The sequence below is a fragment of the Lentibacillus sediminis genome (assembly GCF_002763455.1).
Lineage (GTDB): Bacteria > Bacillota > Bacilli > Bacillales > Amphibacillaceae > Lentibacillus_D > Lentibacillus_D sediminis_A.
The window spans coordinates 51730-70015 of record NZ_NIXK01000007.1 but is presented as its reverse complement, the minus strand read 5'-3'; the positions used below and the strand labels follow the sequence as shown (position 1 = coordinate 70015).

At 37.5% G+C, this 18286-nt stretch carries 16 protein-coding genes and 4 pseudogenes; 8 read left to right on the top strand and 12 right to left on the bottom strand.

What is annotated here, in order from left to right; genetic code table 11:
* Window positions 1-171 precede the first annotated feature (171 nt).
* The 8 genes and pseudogenes from CEG13_RS12600 to CEG13_RS19375 all read right to left on the bottom strand — a co-directional run bounded on the left by CEG13_RS12600 (window position 172) and on the right by CEG13_RS19375 (window position 5240).
* Window positions 172-858 (bottom strand): ABC transporter ATP-binding protein, encoded by a 687-nt coding sequence (locus CEG13_RS12600; protein WP_100012432.1) that lies wholly within the window; start codon window positions 856-858, stop codon window positions 172-174.
* Window positions 859-862: 4 nt separating this feature from the next.
* Window positions 863-1930 (bottom strand): ABC transporter permease, encoded by a 1068-nt coding sequence (locus CEG13_RS12595; protein WP_100012248.1) that lies wholly within the window; start codon window positions 1928-1930, stop codon window positions 863-865.
* Window positions 1931-1966: 36 nt separating this feature from the next.
* Window positions 1967-2452, bottom strand: a complete 486-nt coding sequence (locus tag CEG13_RS12590) for a glycosyl-4,4'-diaponeurosporenoate acyltransferase CrtO family protein (RefSeq protein WP_100012247.1) — start codon at window positions 2450-2452, stop codon at window positions 1967-1969.
* Between the two features lie 145 nt (window positions 2453-2597).
* Complete coding sequence (locus tag CEG13_RS12585; RefSeq protein WP_100012246.1) at window positions 2598-3263, bottom strand: hypothetical protein; 666 nt, start codon at window positions 3261-3263, stop codon at window positions 2598-2600.
* Window positions 3264-3397: 134 nt separating this feature from the next.
* Window positions 3398-3988 carry a TetR/AcrR family transcriptional regulator gene (locus tag CEG13_RS12580; protein ID WP_100012245.1) on the bottom strand — a complete coding sequence of 197 codons (591 nt, stop codon included), beginning with the start codon at window positions 3986-3988 and terminating at the stop codon, window positions 3398-3400.
* A 288-nt stretch (window positions 3989-4276) separates the two neighbouring features.
* Window positions 4277-4558, bottom strand: a pseudogene (locus tag CEG13_RS19125) (transposase); the annotation flags it as partial.
* Between the two features lie 169 nt (window positions 4559-4727).
* Complete coding sequence (locus CEG13_RS12565) at window positions 4728-4946, bottom strand: hypothetical protein (protein WP_100012242.1); 219 nt, start codon at window positions 4944-4946, stop codon at window positions 4728-4730.
* Window positions 4947-5240, bottom strand: coding sequence for a DUF2642 domain-containing protein (locus CEG13_RS19375; RefSeq protein ID WP_420843800.1), 294 nt, complete (start codon window positions 5238-5240; stop codon window positions 4947-4949).
* 588 nt (window positions 5241-5828) lie between these two features.
* Here CEG13_RS19375 and CEG13_RS19370 point away from each other — a divergent pair.
* Window positions 5829-6085 (top strand): annotated as a pseudogene (locus CEG13_RS19370) (IS5/IS1182 family transposase); the annotation flags it as partial.
* A 62-nt stretch (window positions 6086-6147) separates the two neighbouring features.
* Here CEG13_RS19370 and CEG13_RS12555 read toward each other — a convergent pair.
* Window positions 6148-7434 carry a glycosyltransferase family 2 protein gene (locus CEG13_RS12555; protein ID WP_239984641.1) on the bottom strand — a complete coding sequence of 429 codons (1287 nt, stop codon included), beginning with the start codon at window positions 7432-7434 and terminating at the stop codon, window positions 6148-6150.
* A gap of 508 nt (window positions 7435-7942) precedes the next feature.
* Between CEG13_RS12555 and CEG13_RS12550 the strand changes: the two are divergent.
* Together CEG13_RS12550 and CEG13_RS12545 are read left to right on the top strand one after the other, a co-directional pair.
* Window positions 7943-8164, top strand: a pseudogene (locus tag CEG13_RS12550) (CotY/CotZ family spore coat protein); the annotation flags it as partial.
* Window positions 8165-8313: 149 nt separating this feature from the next.
* Entirely contained in the window at window positions 8314-9048 is a 735-nt protein-coding gene (locus tag CEG13_RS12545; protein WP_100012239.1) for a glycosyltransferase, read from the top strand.
* A gap of 11 nt (window positions 9049-9059) precedes the next feature.
* On the opposite strand, the gene CEG13_RS12540 is transcribed toward CEG13_RS12545, so the two are convergent.
* Complete coding sequence (locus CEG13_RS12540; protein WP_100012238.1) at window positions 9060-9290, bottom strand: transposase; 231 nt, start codon at window positions 9288-9290, stop codon at window positions 9060-9062.
* Between the two features lie 145 nt (window positions 9291-9435).
* Here CEG13_RS12540 and sat point away from each other — a divergent pair, with 145 nt between their 5' ends.
* The 5 genes from sat to CEG13_RS12510 all read left to right on the top strand — a co-directional run bounded on the left by sat (window position 9436) and on the right by CEG13_RS12510 (window position 14902).
* Window positions 9436-10575: a sulfate adenylyltransferase gene (gene sat / locus CEG13_RS12535; protein WP_239984640.1), complete on the top strand. Its 1140-nt coding sequence runs from the start codon at window positions 9436-9438 to the stop codon at window positions 10573-10575.
* Window positions 10576-10581: 6 nt separating this feature from the next.
* Window positions 10582-12360, top strand: a complete 1779-nt coding sequence (locus CEG13_RS12530; RefSeq protein ID WP_100012236.1) for an SLC13 family permease — start codon at window positions 10582-10584, stop codon at window positions 12358-12360.
* A 25-nt stretch (window positions 12361-12385) separates the two neighbouring features.
* Window positions 12386-13003: an adenylyl-sulfate kinase gene (cysC, locus tag CEG13_RS12525; RefSeq protein ID WP_239984639.1), complete on the top strand. Its 618-nt coding sequence runs from the start codon at window positions 12386-12388 to the stop codon at window positions 13001-13003.
* On the top strand, window positions 13000-13824 hold the full coding sequence (gene cysQ / locus CEG13_RS12520) for a 3'(2'),5'-bisphosphate nucleotidase CysQ (protein ID WP_100012235.1): 825 nt from the start codon (window positions 13000-13002) through the stop codon (window positions 13822-13824). The genes cysC and cysQ overlap by 4 nt, the downstream gene beginning before the upstream one ends.
* 295 nt (window positions 13825-14119) lie before the next feature.
* Entirely contained in the window at window positions 14120-14902 is a 783-nt protein-coding gene (locus CEG13_RS12510) for a sulfotransferase family 2 domain-containing protein (RefSeq protein WP_158234681.1), read from the top strand.
* Between the two features lie 618 nt (window positions 14903-15520).
* Here the strand turns inward: CEG13_RS12510 and CEG13_RS12500 are convergent.
* Together CEG13_RS12500 and CEG13_RS19290 are read right to left on the bottom strand one after the other, a co-directional pair.
* Window positions 15521-16033, bottom strand: a pseudogene (locus CEG13_RS12500) (ATP-binding protein); the annotation flags it as partial.
* A gap of 212 nt (window positions 16034-16245) precedes the next feature.
* Entirely contained in the window at window positions 16246-18027 is a 1782-nt protein-coding gene (locus tag CEG13_RS19290) for a glycosyltransferase (RefSeq protein ID WP_158234680.1), read from the bottom strand.
* Window positions 18028-18286: the final 259 nt, after the last annotated feature.

Genomic DNA, 18286 nt, shown 5'->3' with positions numbered 1-18286 from the left:
TATTGAACTGACGCTGGAAGGTTTGCCAAATTCTTGACCTCTGATATCCCATTTTTGACCCTGCATATGCGCCTGAACCCCAGAAGTTGGCGGCTCTACCAATTATGAAGCTTCTCAACTTCTGTGGGGTGGCGCAGGTGTGAATTACATTGGATTTGTTCTTAGACTATATCATTCAGTTACTTTTGACTGCTGCAGTTGGATTTCGCCATCCGTGATTTGATAAACCTTATCACAGTAATCAAGCAGCCTTGTGTCATGTGTTACCACAATCGTTGTTTTATTCCTTTTTTTGGTCAAATCCTGAAGAATTTTCATCACTTCGAAGGCCCGGTCGGTATCAAGTGATGCAGTCGGCTCATCTGCCAAAAGGATACTAGGATCACTGTACAGCCCTTTCGCTATGGCGACACGCTGCCGTTCACCGCCGGAAAGTTCAGAAGGATACTTATTTCTTAGTTGTTCGATGCCCAGTGATTGATATAAATCCTGCAGTCCCTCTTTTGGGAGGTTCTGCTGTTTGACTTTATCCAGCAATTGCATTTGTTCATCCACCGTCAAAAATGGCACCAGATTCGATGTCTGAAGCACGAACCCTATTTCATTCAAACGGACAAGGGACCGTTTCTTTTCCTTGAGCCGTGTGATGTTATTCCCGTTTATGGTTACTTCTCCATTACTCGGCGTTTGCAACCCTCCGGCTACTGTTAAGAATGTACTTTTCCCGGAGCCAGATGGTCCAATCACGACAATTAATTCTCCATTTTCCGCGGTAAAATCCGTCGTTTTTAAAGCTTCTACCATCGTGTGCCCGCTTCCGAACACTTTATTCACCTGGCGCATTTCGAGTGCTGGCATCATTTTAACCTCCTATCGCTCTTAGTGGATCTATTTTCATAATCGTTCTTACTGAAAACAATGCCCCAAGTACAGATACCCCAACCAATACCATCCCATACAGCAGCATCATGAGATAATTAAACCCAACAGGTACAGCTGGCGGAAGGAATAAACCGGTCAGGATGGTCAGAAGAAAGCCAATGATGACACCGGCAAGCGCCAACATAAACGTCTGGGCAACAACAGAATTCGCCAAGTACTTGCTGGAAATCCCTTGAGCTTTCATGACCCCGAACATGCTTATTTTTTGTATGGTCAACACGTAAAGGAAGATGGCCAGGATGACCGCTGAAATAATAAACAGGAAATAAATCATAAATGTTAAAGTCAGGTTCTGTGCCGTATAGCCAGGCAAGTTTTCGATAAAAGTCGAAGTTGCCACCATCTGGAGGTCGTCACCCGTCGAAACATCTGCAATACTGTCATCACGAACGACAAAGCCATTAATCTGTCCCTCATTCGATTCTGCTGCTTCCCCGAAACGAATCTGCTGCAATGTATTCATATCAGTGTATAACACAGGAGCTGCATTGAATCTGGCATTGTCTGTAAATCCTGTAATGGTTAATATTTCATCGGATGCGGATATTTCCAACTCATCTCCAATTCCAAATCCTTCTTCCTTCAACGTATCATCTGCAACTACTTCTCCTTCAGCGTCAAAAGGCTCTCCTTCTGTCACCTCTGGCATAATAAATTCATCTTCTTTGATGCCGAAAATCGAAACATTGGATTGGAGCTCTCCGACACTGGCAATTGCATTCAATTGGCCCAGCGCTGCATGAGCTTCTACCTCATCACCATTAAAATCATCGATGTTCATCGTCGACCTGGGGAGATTTACATCCGATTCCTCTGTCAGGATAATGCCATCCGCGTCCCATTTATCGACTGCTTCCCGGTTTAATTGTTCCAATCCATTTGCCAGACCGGATAAAAAGAACACAAGATACGATACAAGTACCAGTACTCCGGTGATCAGTATATAACGCAGCTTATTATATTTAATTTCTTTCCAGGCTAAGAACATTCTCCCAACTCCATTACATTGTAAGTTAATTTTTCATCATGTAAGCCTTCTCCTTAAAACTCTTTCTAAACGTGCTCGGTTGTAGCGTTGCAGCACAATAATCGGCAAGTTAGCAAAAAGTGCATAGGCAATCATTACCCAACCTGCCCATGGCGGGTTCCACAGAAAAAAGAAAATTGCAGGTGGTATACAAAGCCAATGGGTCAATTCAGCTCTTCGTGATTCAAGAATAAACATCTTTATGAAAGCATCATCTTGTCTATGTAATTTGCTTTTCTGAAACCCCTTTCTAAATAGTTTGGCACCATCAGGCACGAGGGATTTCCATTTAGGCACGAGAAAAGTATTTTTCCAAAATCGGCCATCCTGCTCCCAATTATTGATTTTGTATGGAAACGAATTATTTTCAAAATAGCGATCAGGCATTTTTAATGTGAAGAACGATATTGCTACATGGAAAAAAACCCAAGCGATAATATCAATAATGGTCGTCCATATGGCAGGGAATTCGATAATCTGCATGTTTATCTCACCTTAAACTTTCATTTCACGACTGCGCCAACGGTTATGATCAATACAAGGGAAAAAATCATCTATTACTCCTCGTGATTCTTCTCATAACTTCAAGTTGTAAAGGGTGAAGGAAAGGATTCCATGCCCGCCAAACTCATGGGGCATTTTCACTCTTTTCCTGGTGTATCTTCGTCATGACTAATGATATTGCTAATAGAAGCTCAAATCCATTTGTTATCGCAGAACTATTTATAGGAATCGGAACAGCGCTGCCTAGTGTCATGATGAGAGCCCCGATAAACATCCATGGCCAGTTCGTGTACTTCCACAAAATAATTCCAGAAATAATAAGTACTAAAGTAACTAACAGTATCATCAAGGGCGGTCCGCCAGAAGTCTCGACTGGTATGTATCGTAACACTCCATACTCCCATGAAGCCTTTAACTCAAGCCCGAAAACTTCGGTAACCATTTCAAGAATTATTAGTGTACTTGTAAATACCACTGCAATATAAAAAGAAAACGTATTGTTTATTCCTCTTAATCCAGCAGTTCTTAAAATACCAAGTGAAAAAAGCACTAATGTAGGGGTGATCATTGCATGAATCCAGTAACGCAGTTGGTTTAGCGCTTCTAAAAACGACCCTTCTCCGATAAACTTTCCAGCTGCAACCACTGTGTTATCAAAAATTAAGCCAGCCAGAACTAAATAAAGGAATGAATTTAATGACCGCAAGTGAGCTTTTGGTGAAGCGTTTAAACTCCAAATAAATAAAGCAATGTAGGCGGCTGAATAGAATAAGTAAAGAAATGTATCCATATTACATACCCCTTTACCCAAATGTATATCGCCATAATCACAAAGCACTTATCAATTGATAAGTGTTAATTCATTTATAACATGGAGGTATAAAGCTTATCAATTGATAAGCTTTATGTATAGAAATAACTTTATCAAGACTTCTTCGTCCCATGCAAAATCAAATCGACAAGCAGGGCATATTGACCGGATAAAGATTCAGGGTTATTTCCCCATGTTGACATAGTTTGTCCCATTGTAAGCAGACAAAAACGCGCTGCTTCTTCCGGGGAAATAGCATCCCTTAGTTGCCCGTCTTCTTTCATCTCTTCAAAAACATGGACAAATGGTTCTAAATACGTTTTTTTCCATAACATATAAATGTGACGGCGGTTCTCCTCTTTGAATTCAACAAAAATGTCATGAATCATCATCATGATGCTTGTGGGATGCTCCTTTGATAAAACATTCAGCATGGCTTCCAAGCGTTCAGGAATTGTTTCTTCAGATATGGACTCTATTTTAGCCTGTATGTTTTTAACAAAAGCTTCCAGCATTGCGATATACAGTGATTGCTTGTCGGGATAATGGTAATAGAGGGCAGGTTGGGTAATGCCGCACTTTGCAGCAATTTCTCTGGTAGTCACTGCTCGGTAGCCTTTTTCCATGAACAACTGCTGCGCTGTTTTCAGTATTCTTTTTTTTGTTTGTGCCTGATCTTCATTTTTTGGCTGCTGCTTTTTCATAAAATGTTCCCCTTATATAAACCCTTTTCATATATATAAAGAAATACAAAGGAAAGAATGCCATGATAATAGTAACGGTTGAGTGACAGTAAAGTTCTTTCCTTCACAATAATGTTGTTTACTAATCGGGTTGTTTTATTATAATAAAATCGTTTTACTTTTCCCAAAATGTCGATATGTTTAATTTTTAAACGCATAAAGTATTATACTCTACATGCATGCCAAACAGCAAGCAGCGCCAGTGCAACCTGAGATACATTGATTATGAGCACCCCCACCAAATCAAAGCATCTCCAGAAAGTACTTAAAAGATATGTCAACACGTGCACGTTCCACTAGATCTGCATCTGATAAATTATAAATTGTTTTTAAATGGAGGTATTTAAACATACGGATCGGGTGCACGGCGTTTCGCCCGTTATCATGGAATACTTATCTTTTGACTGATCATAGATAAAGGTAAAATCAACAAGTTCGTTGATGTTTCTTAGTAAATGATTTTCTGGAAAAATGGCATCGTAATAATCCTGTATAGTTACTCAGATTCATCGACAGTTGACGTTCAATCATCCAATCCTTCATTTGCATTACTTTTATTGTACAAGAAATCAACCCATCTTTCTCCCGATTTGGATGAAAAATGGGTTGATAGTTAAAATGATTGGACTTTTTCAGTGGCTTCATTCAATAACCAGAGTATTTCATTCTATTTTGCTCAATTGTAGGAACAAAACGTAATTTATACTGCTGCAGAAACGGGGAAGCGAACAAAATTAATAAAGTCTACTGCGACGTAAATTCTATCATTTAATCCATAGTAGCCATTAACGACGTTGATAACCAGGAAGTCTTCTGTAACATTTGATAAAACTCCCTCTATAAATTGTTCATCTGTTGCTACCTCAATTCTTGAACCCACACGCGTTAAAAGTTCAGCGACAAAAGTTTCTTCAAACATCTAAATTCCTCCTCCTGGTAATGGATTGACAAGTACAACACTGTCGATACGGACCAGTACCTGTTCTCCGGTACCTTCGATAATAACGATATAGTCGCATCTAACAGCAATGAGTGTTCCAGTGATCGGAGCAAAGGGCGTAGTAACCGTAACTTGTTCACCGACTAAACTGCACAATAGCTCCCTCCTTGTTCTAGGGGCATGTGGGGGGCAATCGAAATGGGAATGATCGCACTTATCGTTGTGGCACTTACCATTGCACTTTTTGTCACATTTAGATCCACATTTATCCATCGTAGCGGGTCTACCGTGGCAACTATTCTTTGCATTTTTATATGACCTCGTTGCATATGACTTCGACATATTTTCTATTCCTCCTTATTTGGGTCTAATTTATCTTATTCTAAGGGGGTAAAAGAGTAAGGGTGATTGTCCGAAAGCAAACACCTATTTATTAATAGGATAGGAAAAATTAATGTTCGCATAACAGAAAAACTGGTGATCAAAGTTGATTTAACGGGGATTATCACTATATTTTAGACTATTACCACATGCTATAGATGCCTAAATAGAGACTCACCTAGATTTGATAAAATGATATAATTGTCCTGCTTAAACGTCAGATTTTCAAACTTTGTCTACATACCAACGCCTAGATCGGTCGGAAGTATGACCAAACTAATTAACTCAAATTTTGTTTTAATTTGTGAGATATGTGAAACAGATTCTAACGATCAAAGACTTGTTTCTTGTTTTAGACAGCATCCCTTCCTAAGCTTCCTATTCTTGGATGGCAATGAATTTACAGTGTCTGACGTATTAGAGCAAGAACAAGATGGAGTTGTTCTTCAAGGATGAGATAGTGCCTGCCGAGGTCACCCCTTCGAAGCATGTTATCAAGCACCATCCAAAGAAGAAAAGCTAAAGCCTGAACCAAAAAGCGCGGGCGCAAATCGAAAGAAGAGCGCGATCAATGGCAGAAAGAACAAGCGGAAAAAAAGCCAAACTGCCTCTTTACGAAAAAAAAGAAGCCCAGCTTGGCGCTTCTTTAGGTGAATTACGTGGTGAAGTTTCTCAAGCCCCAAAATGGGGTGTGAGGAAAGACGCGGAAGGAAAAAATGTCCTGGTATCGCTATAAATGACATCATGGCTCTGTCTCGTTAAGTACATCTAACAGTCCTTGTTTTCCTCAGGGATCCCTTTAATCAGTATTTAGCGTTTTAAAAAATTCCTCCCACTTTAAATAATTATTTCTTGTGATGCTCTCATTATGTTCCCGTACATTATATACAGTAAAATCGCGATAACAAAATTGATTGTTTTTTATTAATCGGTTTAACACACTTACGTCTTCATAAAGCCTTCCATTTTCAAACTCAATTACCGGAAACCCACCTTCTTCTTTTAAAGTTGATGTTCGGTATACTCGTGGTCCAAGAGGAAAACGATAAGATAGTAAGTCAGCTGTTCCGTTGATGGAAACACCTTTAGAAATCCCCTTAAAAAGAACATCTTCGGTTAATTGTTTCCACTTTCTAAGATTACCATACAATACGGCAACTTCTTTTGGAAGATCTGATAAATTCTTTTTAATAACAGAAACAGCATCAGGATCAAGCCAATCATCAGCATCAAGCTCTAATATAAATTCAGATGTAACATGAGGTAACAATTCATTTAAAGCCTTTGCCTTTCCCTCATTCTTTTTATTAAATAATTTAACCCTCTTTTTATCATCCCATCGTCGAAGTTGTTGATAAGAGTTATCCGTGGAACCATCATCGATGATTAGTAACTGTTCACTTTGCTCACTTTGCAGGAGGCAGGAAGCAACGGCAGCTTCTACATACTTTCCCATATTATAATTTGAAATCAAAATGGAAATCGTAGGGTGTTTCGTTTTGATTTTTTTTAGTTGGTATTTCTGTATTATTTTTTCCCTTTCAATGATGCTTGTGGAACTATTTTTATTTGATTGTTTCACTAAGTCATCTTTCATTAGTTGGCGGGAGGCTTCTACATTTGAAAGCCAAGCGGGAAAAAGAGCATCCTTGAGTGGCAGTTGGAAGATTGACAGAAACTTTTCCTCTTTCAATAAAGAAGTAGAAACTAACAATGGACGGTGGATAACAATATTTCGATTATGGTATAAGGTTCCTAAAACTGATTTTTGGTGGGGAAGATGAAGATCATCAACACTTATAGTTGGCGAAAGGTAGTCCGTACCATTAAGAAATAATACATAAGGGGTATCTAGCTTATCGATGGTATCATTTAGTATTTGCCCTGGGTCATTAATACTGGTATTAATAAATTCAACCTGGTCAAACCAATCATATCCATGGTCCTCATTTAAAGTCATTTTTGGTTCCTTGAAAACCATAATGTGTTTTAATCTGGAACTAATTTTTTTTAAAGAGATTAAAGCCTTATACATCATTGCCTGATCAGAATAATCAACAAGAATGACAGTTATATCTTTCAACATTAATTCCTCCGTTCCTTAAAGATTTCTTGTATTACATAATTATGAATAAAAAACGATTTCATACCTATAAGACAGTAAGACAGTTCCATTGCTAAATAATCTTGCCTTTTGCAGGAGGTAATTCTACAATTTGTTGTTTTCCTTAAATGTAAAATTTCACTTTATTTCAGATTGGATTTTCAAAATTGCTTCAGATGCATAAACTGCATAAAATGCGTTGCATGACTTGTTTGGAAAAGTGGGAATGCATGCCCATAAAGCCTTATTGTTAGCCCCTTGACCTTATTCACAAACTTTTTTTAATTAGTATTTGCATATATTGATAGGTTGAATTGTTGCTTTATCACGGTGTCCATATATGTATATGCACTTGAAGCTAATTATGCATTTTACTCATTTTTTGAATGGTTGGGACTCCTATACAGGTCCTTATAAAGGACTTACATATATAAATAGAGAAAGAAAAAAACGGGGATCTTAAGAAGTAAGTAAACCGAAACACACCTCTGATAATTGCGTATGTGGCGTAGTAAGAAAAATTATTGAGGCACAGAATGAAGTGGCAGCTGAAGATTGTTTGACTAGCTGTGAGCGTTCAATTCAAGAATTACGAGGAAATAGATTTGGTCACCAAAATACGACTATTCCATTTATTCTACATTGTAGTGGAACCTGTGAACCATTTATAGGGAGTGGGGTATTTAAACGTCGAGCAGACGAAACTTTATAGGTACTGGCATTTGTTTGACAGTTAATTTAGACCACTTCCTTGGTATTACGTGCCTAGATCCTATTAATCCAATGTAGTAAACGGTGAAATTTAATAGCCCGCAAATTGATAGAAGAGAGGCACACAACGGTTAAAAGGAGTGGCGTTCAATGGATAAAGTATCTATCATTATTCCGTTTTATAATGATCCATATGTAGGTAGGGCAATCAAAAGCGCGTTGGATCAGACTTATGAAAATAAGGAGATCGTTGTGGTTAACGATGGTTCAACGTCCCATTCGGAGAAAATAAAGCCCTTTTTAGATAAAATTATTTATATCGAAAAGGGGAATGGCGGGACGGCAAGTGCATTAAACACAGGTATAAAAAGTGCAACAGGGAATTATTTCTCTTGGTTAAGTTCCGATGATTTATATGAACCAGATAAAATTAAAAAACAACTGGCATTTATGAAAAGCTCAAAGGCATCTATAAGTTATGGTAATTATTATCTCATTAATGGTGAAGATAAAGTGATAAGTCTGCCTGCTGGTATTGGTATCTCAAATAAAAAGAGTTTCCTTGAATATATGTTAGGTGGATGTATTATTAACGGCTGTACCGTTATGGTGGAGATGTCGGTGTTTAAAGTAGTTGGCTATTTTGATGAAGGTTTGAAGTATGCACAAGATTATGATATGTGGCTGCGAATTCTTCCATTCTATGACTTTCATTATTTTAACGAACCATTAGTCAAGTATCGCGTTCATCAAGGAATGGGCAGTAAAAAATATGAGCGTGAAATTCCAAGGGAAATAAATATTGTCAAAAAAAGACATGGCAAAAAACTTTTTTTTCTTATTCAAAAAATAAGAAAAACCAAAGTTTCTGCTCAAATTTATTAGCTTAAGCAAACTCAAAATGTGAGTAAATTCACTCTTAATCCTGAGTTTTCGTCTCCACCTTCATTGAATTGATTTGTTATATAATTTCTTATTATCTCTGTTATTGTACCAACTTCGGCGTAAAAGAATCCCCTCTCCCACAAATGTGGCCTCCAATATTTCTTTTTGAGCTCTGAAAATTCATCCTGTAGTAATCTTGATGATTGTCCCTTTAGATACTGCAAAATTTTACTTTGAGCAATACTTGGGCGGTGTAGTTAGATCGCGCATTTTTAAGTTAAAATAGTTAATTGCATTATTCAAATCGTATAATGATCGCATAGTTTACTAACAATTAGAGTTGGTCACTTATTTTCACAAATTGAAAAGGTATTGGAGGAAAGTTTTGTGACGAATATTAAACCCCATGGAGGAATACTACAAATCAGAAGGAAAAGTGAAAGTGATACTAGTGATATTAATAAAGAAATGACGGTATCCAAATGGACAATATCCGACATTGAGTTAATTGGTATTGGTGGATTCAGTCCCCTTACAGGGTTCATGGGTGAGGAAGACTATCAAAGTGTTGTTAAGAATTTGCGGCTTTCTGATGGGACAATATGGAGTATTCCAATTACTCTTCAGGTTTCTAAGGAAGATGCAGATCTAGTAGACATTAGAGATAGGGTTGCTCTAAAAGGCGAAGATGGCATAACTTATGGTGTATTAACTCTAGAAGCGAAGTATACGCCCGATAAGCAAATGGAAGCACAATGCGTTTATGGTACAACCGATGAAAAGCATCCGGGTGTTAAGCGTTTGATAGAGAGTGGTGATGTATATTTAGCCGGGCCAATTGTCATGGTGAACCGCCCAAACCATCAAACGTTTGAGAATTTCTATATGACCCCTAAGGAAACCCGGGCGATGTTCTCTGAACTTGGATGGCAGACTATTGTTGGATTCCAAACTCGTAATCCTGTACATCGCGCACATGAATATATCCAAAAACTGGCCTTAGAAAGTGTCGATGGCTTGCTTCTTCATCCGTTGGTCGGGAAAACTAAAAAGGATGATATTCCAGCAGATATCCGAATGGAAAGCTATCAAGTACTGTTAAAGCATTATTATCCTGAAAGTCGTGTCAAGCTTGCAATCTACCCAGCATCAATGCGCTATGCCGGCCCTCGTGAAGCTATTTTACACGCAATTGTTCGTAAAAACTATGGATGTACACACTTTATTGTGGGGCGTGATCATGCAGGAGTTGGCGATTATTATGGAACATATGAAGCGCAAGAACTCATCAGTTGGTATGAAGAAGAATTAGGTATGCACATCTTCAAATTTGAACACAGCTTTTATTGTAAAAAATGTGACCAAATGGCTTCGATGAAGACGTGCCCACATACAAATGATGAACGATTTATCCTTAGCGGTACTAAGGTTCGTGAATTGCTGCGGAATGGCAAATGCCCTCCCCCACAATTTACTCGCCCAGAAGTGGCCGAGATACTTGTGAAAGGTATGCGCTGGAAAGGGTGAAGTAACATGACGTGGGAAATGTGGTTTGTTTTATTGTTGGGAATTACTATGCTAGTGGGGTTAATATTTGAGATAGCACGCCCAGATCTAGTGGTGTTTGCTTCGCTCGTCATTTTGCTAATCACGGGGATCATAACACCAGAAGATGCCCTTATAGGATTCTCGAACCAGGGAATGCTGACCGTTGCATTACTATTTATTGTGGCGGGTGCTATTCAAAAAAGTCATTTGTTTTCAAGATCAATTAACATGCTAACGAATAACCATCGAAGTCCTAGAAACGCATTGTTAAAAATTTTGGTACCCGTATCATCACTATCCGCTTTCTTAAATAATACCCCCATTGTAGCTACTTTCACACCGTTTGTTCGAAAATGGTGCGAGGATCACAAAGTTCCGCCATCCAAATTCCTTATACCATTATCATATGCCACCATCATTGGCGGTATGATGACGCTAGTAGGAACTTCCACCAATTTAATCGTTCACGGTATGATGATTAAAGACGGTTATCATGGATTTTCATTTTTTCAGCTAGCCATAGTGGGTATTCCGGTTACGATCATTGGTCTCATATATCTTACAACCATAGGTTATAAGATATTGCCTTCCTATTCGTTAGTTTCCGGTGATGTTACGTCGCAATCAAAAAAATACTTGGCGGAATTAGGGGTTTCTTCGCATTTTCACCATATAGGAAAAACAGTTGAAGAAGCAGGGTTGCGCAAGTTAAAAGGGCTTTTCCTTATTGAAATTTTACGGAACAATGAGAAAGTCACGCCTGTAAAATCAACCACTGTTATTCATCAAGAAGATAAACTTATTTTTACTGGTGATGTTTCCACTATTGCAGAATTACAAGGGAAGAAAGGCTTAGATTTGAATCCGAATGCAAATGTACCAGTGGAGACGTTAATCGATAAGAATAGTCGCGTGATCGAGGCTGTGGTTTCAAGTCATTCAAGCTTATTAGGAAAACCAATCAAGAACACAAATTTCCGCAGTAAATTCGATGCAGCGGTGATTGCGGTCCATCGACATCAAGAGCTCATCAAAGGGAAAGTCGGAAATATTATATTAAAGCCTGGAGACACGCTGCTGTTGCTGGCGGGTTCAGACTTTGAAAGTCGCCAAAGTCATTTTCATGATTTCTTCGTTGTCACACCACTTGAAAATCCCTTTGTATCAAACAATGAACTGAAAAAGGGTTGGTTCACACTTGCAAGCTTTGTAATCATGTTAGTCCTTGTTGTTTTCCAGGCACTCACAATATTTAAAGCTATGGCTGTGGAAGTCTTGATTTTATTGTTTTTCAAAATTATTACAGTCCAAGAAGCCAAGAATTCGATTCATTTCGATGTTTTGCTTCTAATAGCATCAGCTTTTGGTATAGGGGTAGCTATAACCAAAACAGGATTAGCAAACTACATTGCAAATGGCTTGGTGACGTTTACGCAGCCGTTTGGAGTTGTGGCCGTTTTAGTTGTTATTTATTTTTTGACCAATATCTTTACAGAAATGATCACAAACAATGCGGCGGCGGTTATTATGTACCCGATTGCAATGGCTGTGGGAAGTCAAATAGGTGTTCATCCCATGGGTATGGCAATGGTTGTTGTAATTGCGGCTTCAGCAAGTTTTTTAACACCGATTGGTTATCAAACGAACATGATCGTGTATGGACCAGGAGGTTATAGGTTTACGGATTATTTTAAGGTAGGGTTTCCATTAAGTCTGATTGTGATGGTTATCACTGTGACAATCGTTTCGCTGGTTTGGGTATAAAAAACGATGGGAGGTTCACCTAAATATGATGGAAAATAAGAAGAAAAATGAAAACATCATTTGGCATGAAGGAGAAGTAAATAAAAATGACCGAAGAATTTTAAACAAACATACAAGTGCTGTTCTTTGGTTTACTGGTTTGTCAGGATCGGGAAAATCGACGTTGGCTGTAGAAGTTGAACGCGAACTGAGAAACCGGAACATTCACACCTATTTATTGGATGGCGATAACGTTCGTCATGGCTTGAACGCTGGATTGGGCTTTACTCCGGAAGATCGGCAGGAAAACATTCGCCGGATAGGTGAAGTGACAAAATTATTTGTTGATGCCGGAATCATAACGTTAACTGCTTTCATTTCGCCGTATCAAAAAGAACGTCAACAAGTAAGAGCGCTGCTTGATAAATATGAATTTATAGAGGTTTATGTGAAATGCAGTTTGGAAGAGGTTGAAAACAGAGATCCAAAAGGTTTATACAGAATGGCAAGATGCGGAAAGATCGAAAATTTTACTGGAATTGATGCTCCTTACGAGTCACCAAATGATCCGGAATTGATAGTGGAAACGGATCAGTTGTCATTACAAGATTCGGTGAAGCGAGTTATTGGATTTCTAGAACAGAATGGGTATCTAACGTTATGATTTATAAAAACGTTACTGATATTAGTTTAGGACTCATCGTAAAGATTGCTATAGATGCGGGTCACGAAATCCTAAGGATTTATGATCGATATGACTTTAATATTGAATATAAAAATGACTGTTCTCCCTTAACTATGGCGGATAAACGATCACACCAGAAAATTGCTGCACAGTTACAAAAGTATTATAGAAACATCCCAGTTTTAAGTGAGGAAGGGTCTGATATCCCTTATAGTGAACGCAAAAGTTGGAACACATTCTGGCTGGTTGACCCTCTGGATGGCACAAAAGAGTTTATCAAACGTAATGGTGAGTTTACCGTTAACATTGCATTGATTGAGGATCAAAAACCCGTTTTGGGTGTCATTTATGCCCCGGTACTAGACACGTTATATGTAGCAAAAGTTGGTGTTGGTTCCTTTAAAATTGAGCATACAAAACAATGTCGGTTAGATGACGATAAAGACATTATGGAACAAGGTACAGTTTTACCATGTTCAAAGAATGAAGATGTTGTAAAAGTTATCGCAAGTCGCTCCCATATGTCACAGAAAACAGAAGCCTTTATTGAACAATTAGTAGAGAAACATCCTCGAGTAGAAATGATGTCATCTGGGAGTTCATTAAAACTTTGTTTAGTGGCAGAAGGAGCTTGTGATTACTATCCAAGGTTTGCACCAACCATGGAATGGGACACTGCGGCCGGTCATGCTATTGTGGAACAGGCAGGAGGATATGTATATACGGTAAAAGGGAAACAGCAGTTAACATATAATAAGTCATGCCTCCGTAATCCGTGGTTTATAGTTGAAAACAGATAGAATAGAGAAGCTGTTTTGTTTGGCCACCATTATGGTCTTCGGCCTCCTTCCTTGTCGTATGAACAAAAAGCGTGAAAACGGGAGAGTGAAAAAGGATTATTTATACAAAAGAATCGATCTTGAAGACCATATGAATCGTAGTCGTCTTGTATCCTACGAAGCCCAAACTGGTGTCGATTTACTTCACGAAGAGATGGAATCTCTTTCTAGAAACCTTTCCGAATATATGGATTGTTCACTTTTCCTTGCGAAATACGTATAGTAATAATAAAAAAACAGAGGTGAAGAGATGTCAATGCCTAAAACAGAACGAGAAGTTCTTATTAAAAAATTAATAACGCTGACCTTGCCATTATATAAAAAGGAGTTTCCGATAATATTTTTTTGGAGTCCAAAGAGTGGTTGTACTTCACTTATCAAGTGGTATTACTTCCAAATAGGATTACTTCAAAAAGCAATTGATTATAACCCTTGGATTCATTTTTATAGAATGGAAGTATATGAGAAACAAGAAAATCACGGGATTAAAATAGCAGAGCAACTTTTGAATGACAAAAAAGATAGTTATAAACTTGTTCGAAATCCTTATAAAAGAGCAGTCAGTTCATTTTTTGCTACGATAGCTACTGAACAATTGATGAATAGCGTAGCCCCAGATATCAATAACGGCTTATCGTTCAAACAATTTTTATATCGAATTAAGGATATTGGAGTAAAAAAAGGCGTAATTGATGCACACATTGCCCAGCAGTACATTGAAGAAGAAGAATTGATTATTCAAAATTATATACAATTAGAACATTTCAGTACTGGTATTAAAGCTATTGAAAATAAATATAACCTATTACATCCTCCTGTTGAAAATTTCGTTAAGTCGCCACATCATGTAACACAGAGAATGAAAGATATGGGGAAGGGGACATTCGCAGAGGTTAAGATATCTTTGGAATCATTAAATAAAACCTTACCACAATATAGGGATTTCTATGATCATGAAACATTAGATTTAGTTAGAGAATTATTTAAGGAAGATTTTGAAAAGTATGGTTATAATCAAACTGACCTAAAATTACTATAATTATTCATGAATAATTTAAAAAAATACTCCAGTATTTAATAATCATGGAACCATAGAACAATTTCATAACAAAATCAAAACGGAATTAGACCTGGAACGTTTACCTTCTGGTAAATTTTCGACCAACGATTTAGTTTTAAATTTCGGATTAGTTGCTTAGGGGGGGGAAGCCAATATTCCAACAAAAATATTGGCTTTACCCCCTTATAACTTGTTGCGAATCATAGGGCAGGAGTCATACTTTAATAGAGAAGTTTACCATTGGGAATTCTTTGTCACGGATCCAGGTATATGTTAAAAGATGTATTATTAAGCGTTAATTTGTACAACAATAGGCGACATTATGAACATCGTTACAGCCCTCGCAAACATTGAGTTTAACCCCATATACAAATAAGACTTTCATTTACTCGAAAGCGTCAAATAAGCTCTTATCCCAAAATAATTGCTCATCAATAACCTTAATTGCCCAACGAACGAGTTCATTATGATCCAAATCTTCTTCTTCAGATCATATGCAGGTGGGTAATAGTCTGTCTTCAATTTGAAGCAACACTTCATCAGGTAAATACATTTGAAAGAAGTATTTAGCTATACGGTTTTCCACTTCTACTGGGATCATTTTACTTCCCCCAATCCGTGGCGCTCTCGCATAGAAACATCCCCATCTATCTGGATTTGATAGGAGTCGTGGATTATACGATCTAAAACGGCTTCCGCAATGGTCTCATTTCCTAATTTTAAATGCCATCCGCTGGGATCGATTTGGGAACAGAAAATCGTCGAAGCTGCCTTATGGCGATTCTCCGTGATCTCCAGAAGAATGGCTGCCTCGTCTGTTGATAAATCTGTCAGTAACCATTCATCAAGGAGGAGTAAATCACCCTTTGTATATTTTTTGATGCCTTTTCGGTAGCTGCCGTCTGCAGCCAATTTTGCGAGTGACAGTTCATCCAGTAACTCTGGTAAACGGATGTATTTCACTTTATAGAATTGGCGGCAGGCAGCTACTCCAAATGCACTTGCTAAGACCGATTTACCTGATCCAGTCGGCCCCTTCAATATGATATTGTGACTATCATGGATATAAGCACCACTGGCGAGTTTTATGATCAAGCCTTTATCCAGTCTAAAAACCTCCTATATAAATGATGTCACGCTTGTGGGCATGCTCATTAATATATAGAAGGTGGTAAACTGTTTGTCACTTGCTGGTGCATTTATTGTCATTTCGTGGTAAATAAAATGTCAGAGATGGTACATTTGGTTGTCCGTAATCAATTGAGCTTCTTGAGGAAAAAAAGTCCGAGATATTGATATGCATGATTGCAAAAAAATATTTTTTAACTTTTATTTCTTAAGGAAAGAATCATATTTATAAAGTTTTTAGTATATTTATCTGGAGAGAAATTTTCTTCAATATGCTTTACACCTTTTAACCTTATTTCCTCTCTTAATCCACTCTTTGACATTAACTCTTGCGCCTCTTTTACAGCTGCATTTATATTTCCTGATTCGAAAAATTTCCCTGTTATGTCATGCTTTATGAAACTGCGTACACCATCTGAATCGGTTGATAGGACCGGACATCTACATATCATTGCTTCAAGAACAGCATATCCAAACCCTTCTACCTTAGAAGTTGAACATAGAAAACCTCCAGAATCTCCAATGATAGAAAAGTAATCAGCCATTTTGGAGTGTGGTTGATTTGCATAGACAGTAAGATTATTTTTTAAATTTAGCTCAGTGATTTTTTGTTCGAAAGCAATCCGCTCTGATTTTTTTCCTATAGTATTATCTTCAAACATCCATAGTTGAATTGTAGGATTTTCTTTAATTAATTCTGCTCCAATCAAGAGAAAGTCGTTCCAATTTTTGTTCTCCTCGATTCTCCCTACCCAACCAATTATTGGTTTATCATTTTTGGGCTGAATCTGGTATCTAAACTCTTCTGAATTAAAACAGTTGTCAAAGCAAAACTTTTCTTTGAGAGGAAAGTTGTTTTCAAATGTTTGAATAAGGTGAGGTGTTTTGGGATACAAAATAGCATCACAATAATTGTTTATAACAGAAGCATGACTTTTCAAATAGTGATCCGCATAATCCTTGTTAAAACCTAAACCTTGAATTTCATAAATTAAGGATCCTTGATATCCAAACTTTTTAATTTTTTGCAGGAGAAGAAGATCAGATCCAACCACAATCGCTTCATAGTTCCCATTTAGAATAATATTTTTTATTTCATCATCGTTGTTTGTAACAAAAATAGAAGTATCAATTTTATTTTGAAGACCTGTTCCTTCTTGTGTATATAAAAAATGACAGTTGATTCCCTTTTTATTTAATGCATAATAACGTTGTCTATTTAATGTTTCAACCCCTCCACTAGGAACAAAGAATGTAAACAAGATATTCATTTCATTATTTAGATGTTGATTTACACTTTGAGGAACTCTCCATTTTGCACCTTTGATCGTACCATGGTTTGCATTTATGGTAGCATCTTTGGCCACTAATCCAAGTCCTTCATTCAATTTCCAGTAAGCAAATAGACCTGTTTCGTTGCCAGTAAGTTCGTTGTTCATATTTTGGTTTATTTCATGTTTTGTCCTAGCTGTACTCCAAATCTTAACTTCTCTAAGACTTCCAATATAGAATCCATGAGGAATCATTCCTCCGAGAACTCCTGATGGGACCACAGTTTTCTTCGAACTAGTTAACCCTCTTTTGGCGAATTTTCCATTTATATATAACATCGGAGTTTTATTCGTATAAACAATTGCTATATGTGTCCAATCACTTAACGACGTTTCCAATACTAACGTCGTAGTAAAATGATTTGTTGCATGTTCATATACGGAAACACCATTTGTCCCGACAGATACTCCAATGCCAGCTCGTTCAGAGTTCCCGTCTCCATATGCACCATAAACTGGTACAATTACAAACCTCTGATTTGTAGCTCCTGAATTACCTCTCCTCTTTTCTTGTTCAACACCGTGAGTACCTTCTGGTTTCGCCCAAAATTCAATGGTAAAAGTATTCTTTAATCTGATAAATAATTGATCTTTAGTATTTACACAGCAATTACCTTTAAACGTAAGAAACATATTGTGTTCCAAAGCGGATTCCCTCCTAGTTTTTATTATTTTATGTATTTTTTCCTTTTTAGAGTAGATGTTTGTCTGTACTTTTAAGGAAAAATTTATATAAAAATTATTATAAATTTTGATAATAAACAAACACATTCAACTTTAAAATTTACGCAATTTATCCAATCATTGATTACTGCCGCGAGACTTTACCCCCATTGCCATGTTTTTTACCACTGATTGCCAAGGAATTTACCGCACACTGCCATGCTATTTACTCTTGTGCTTC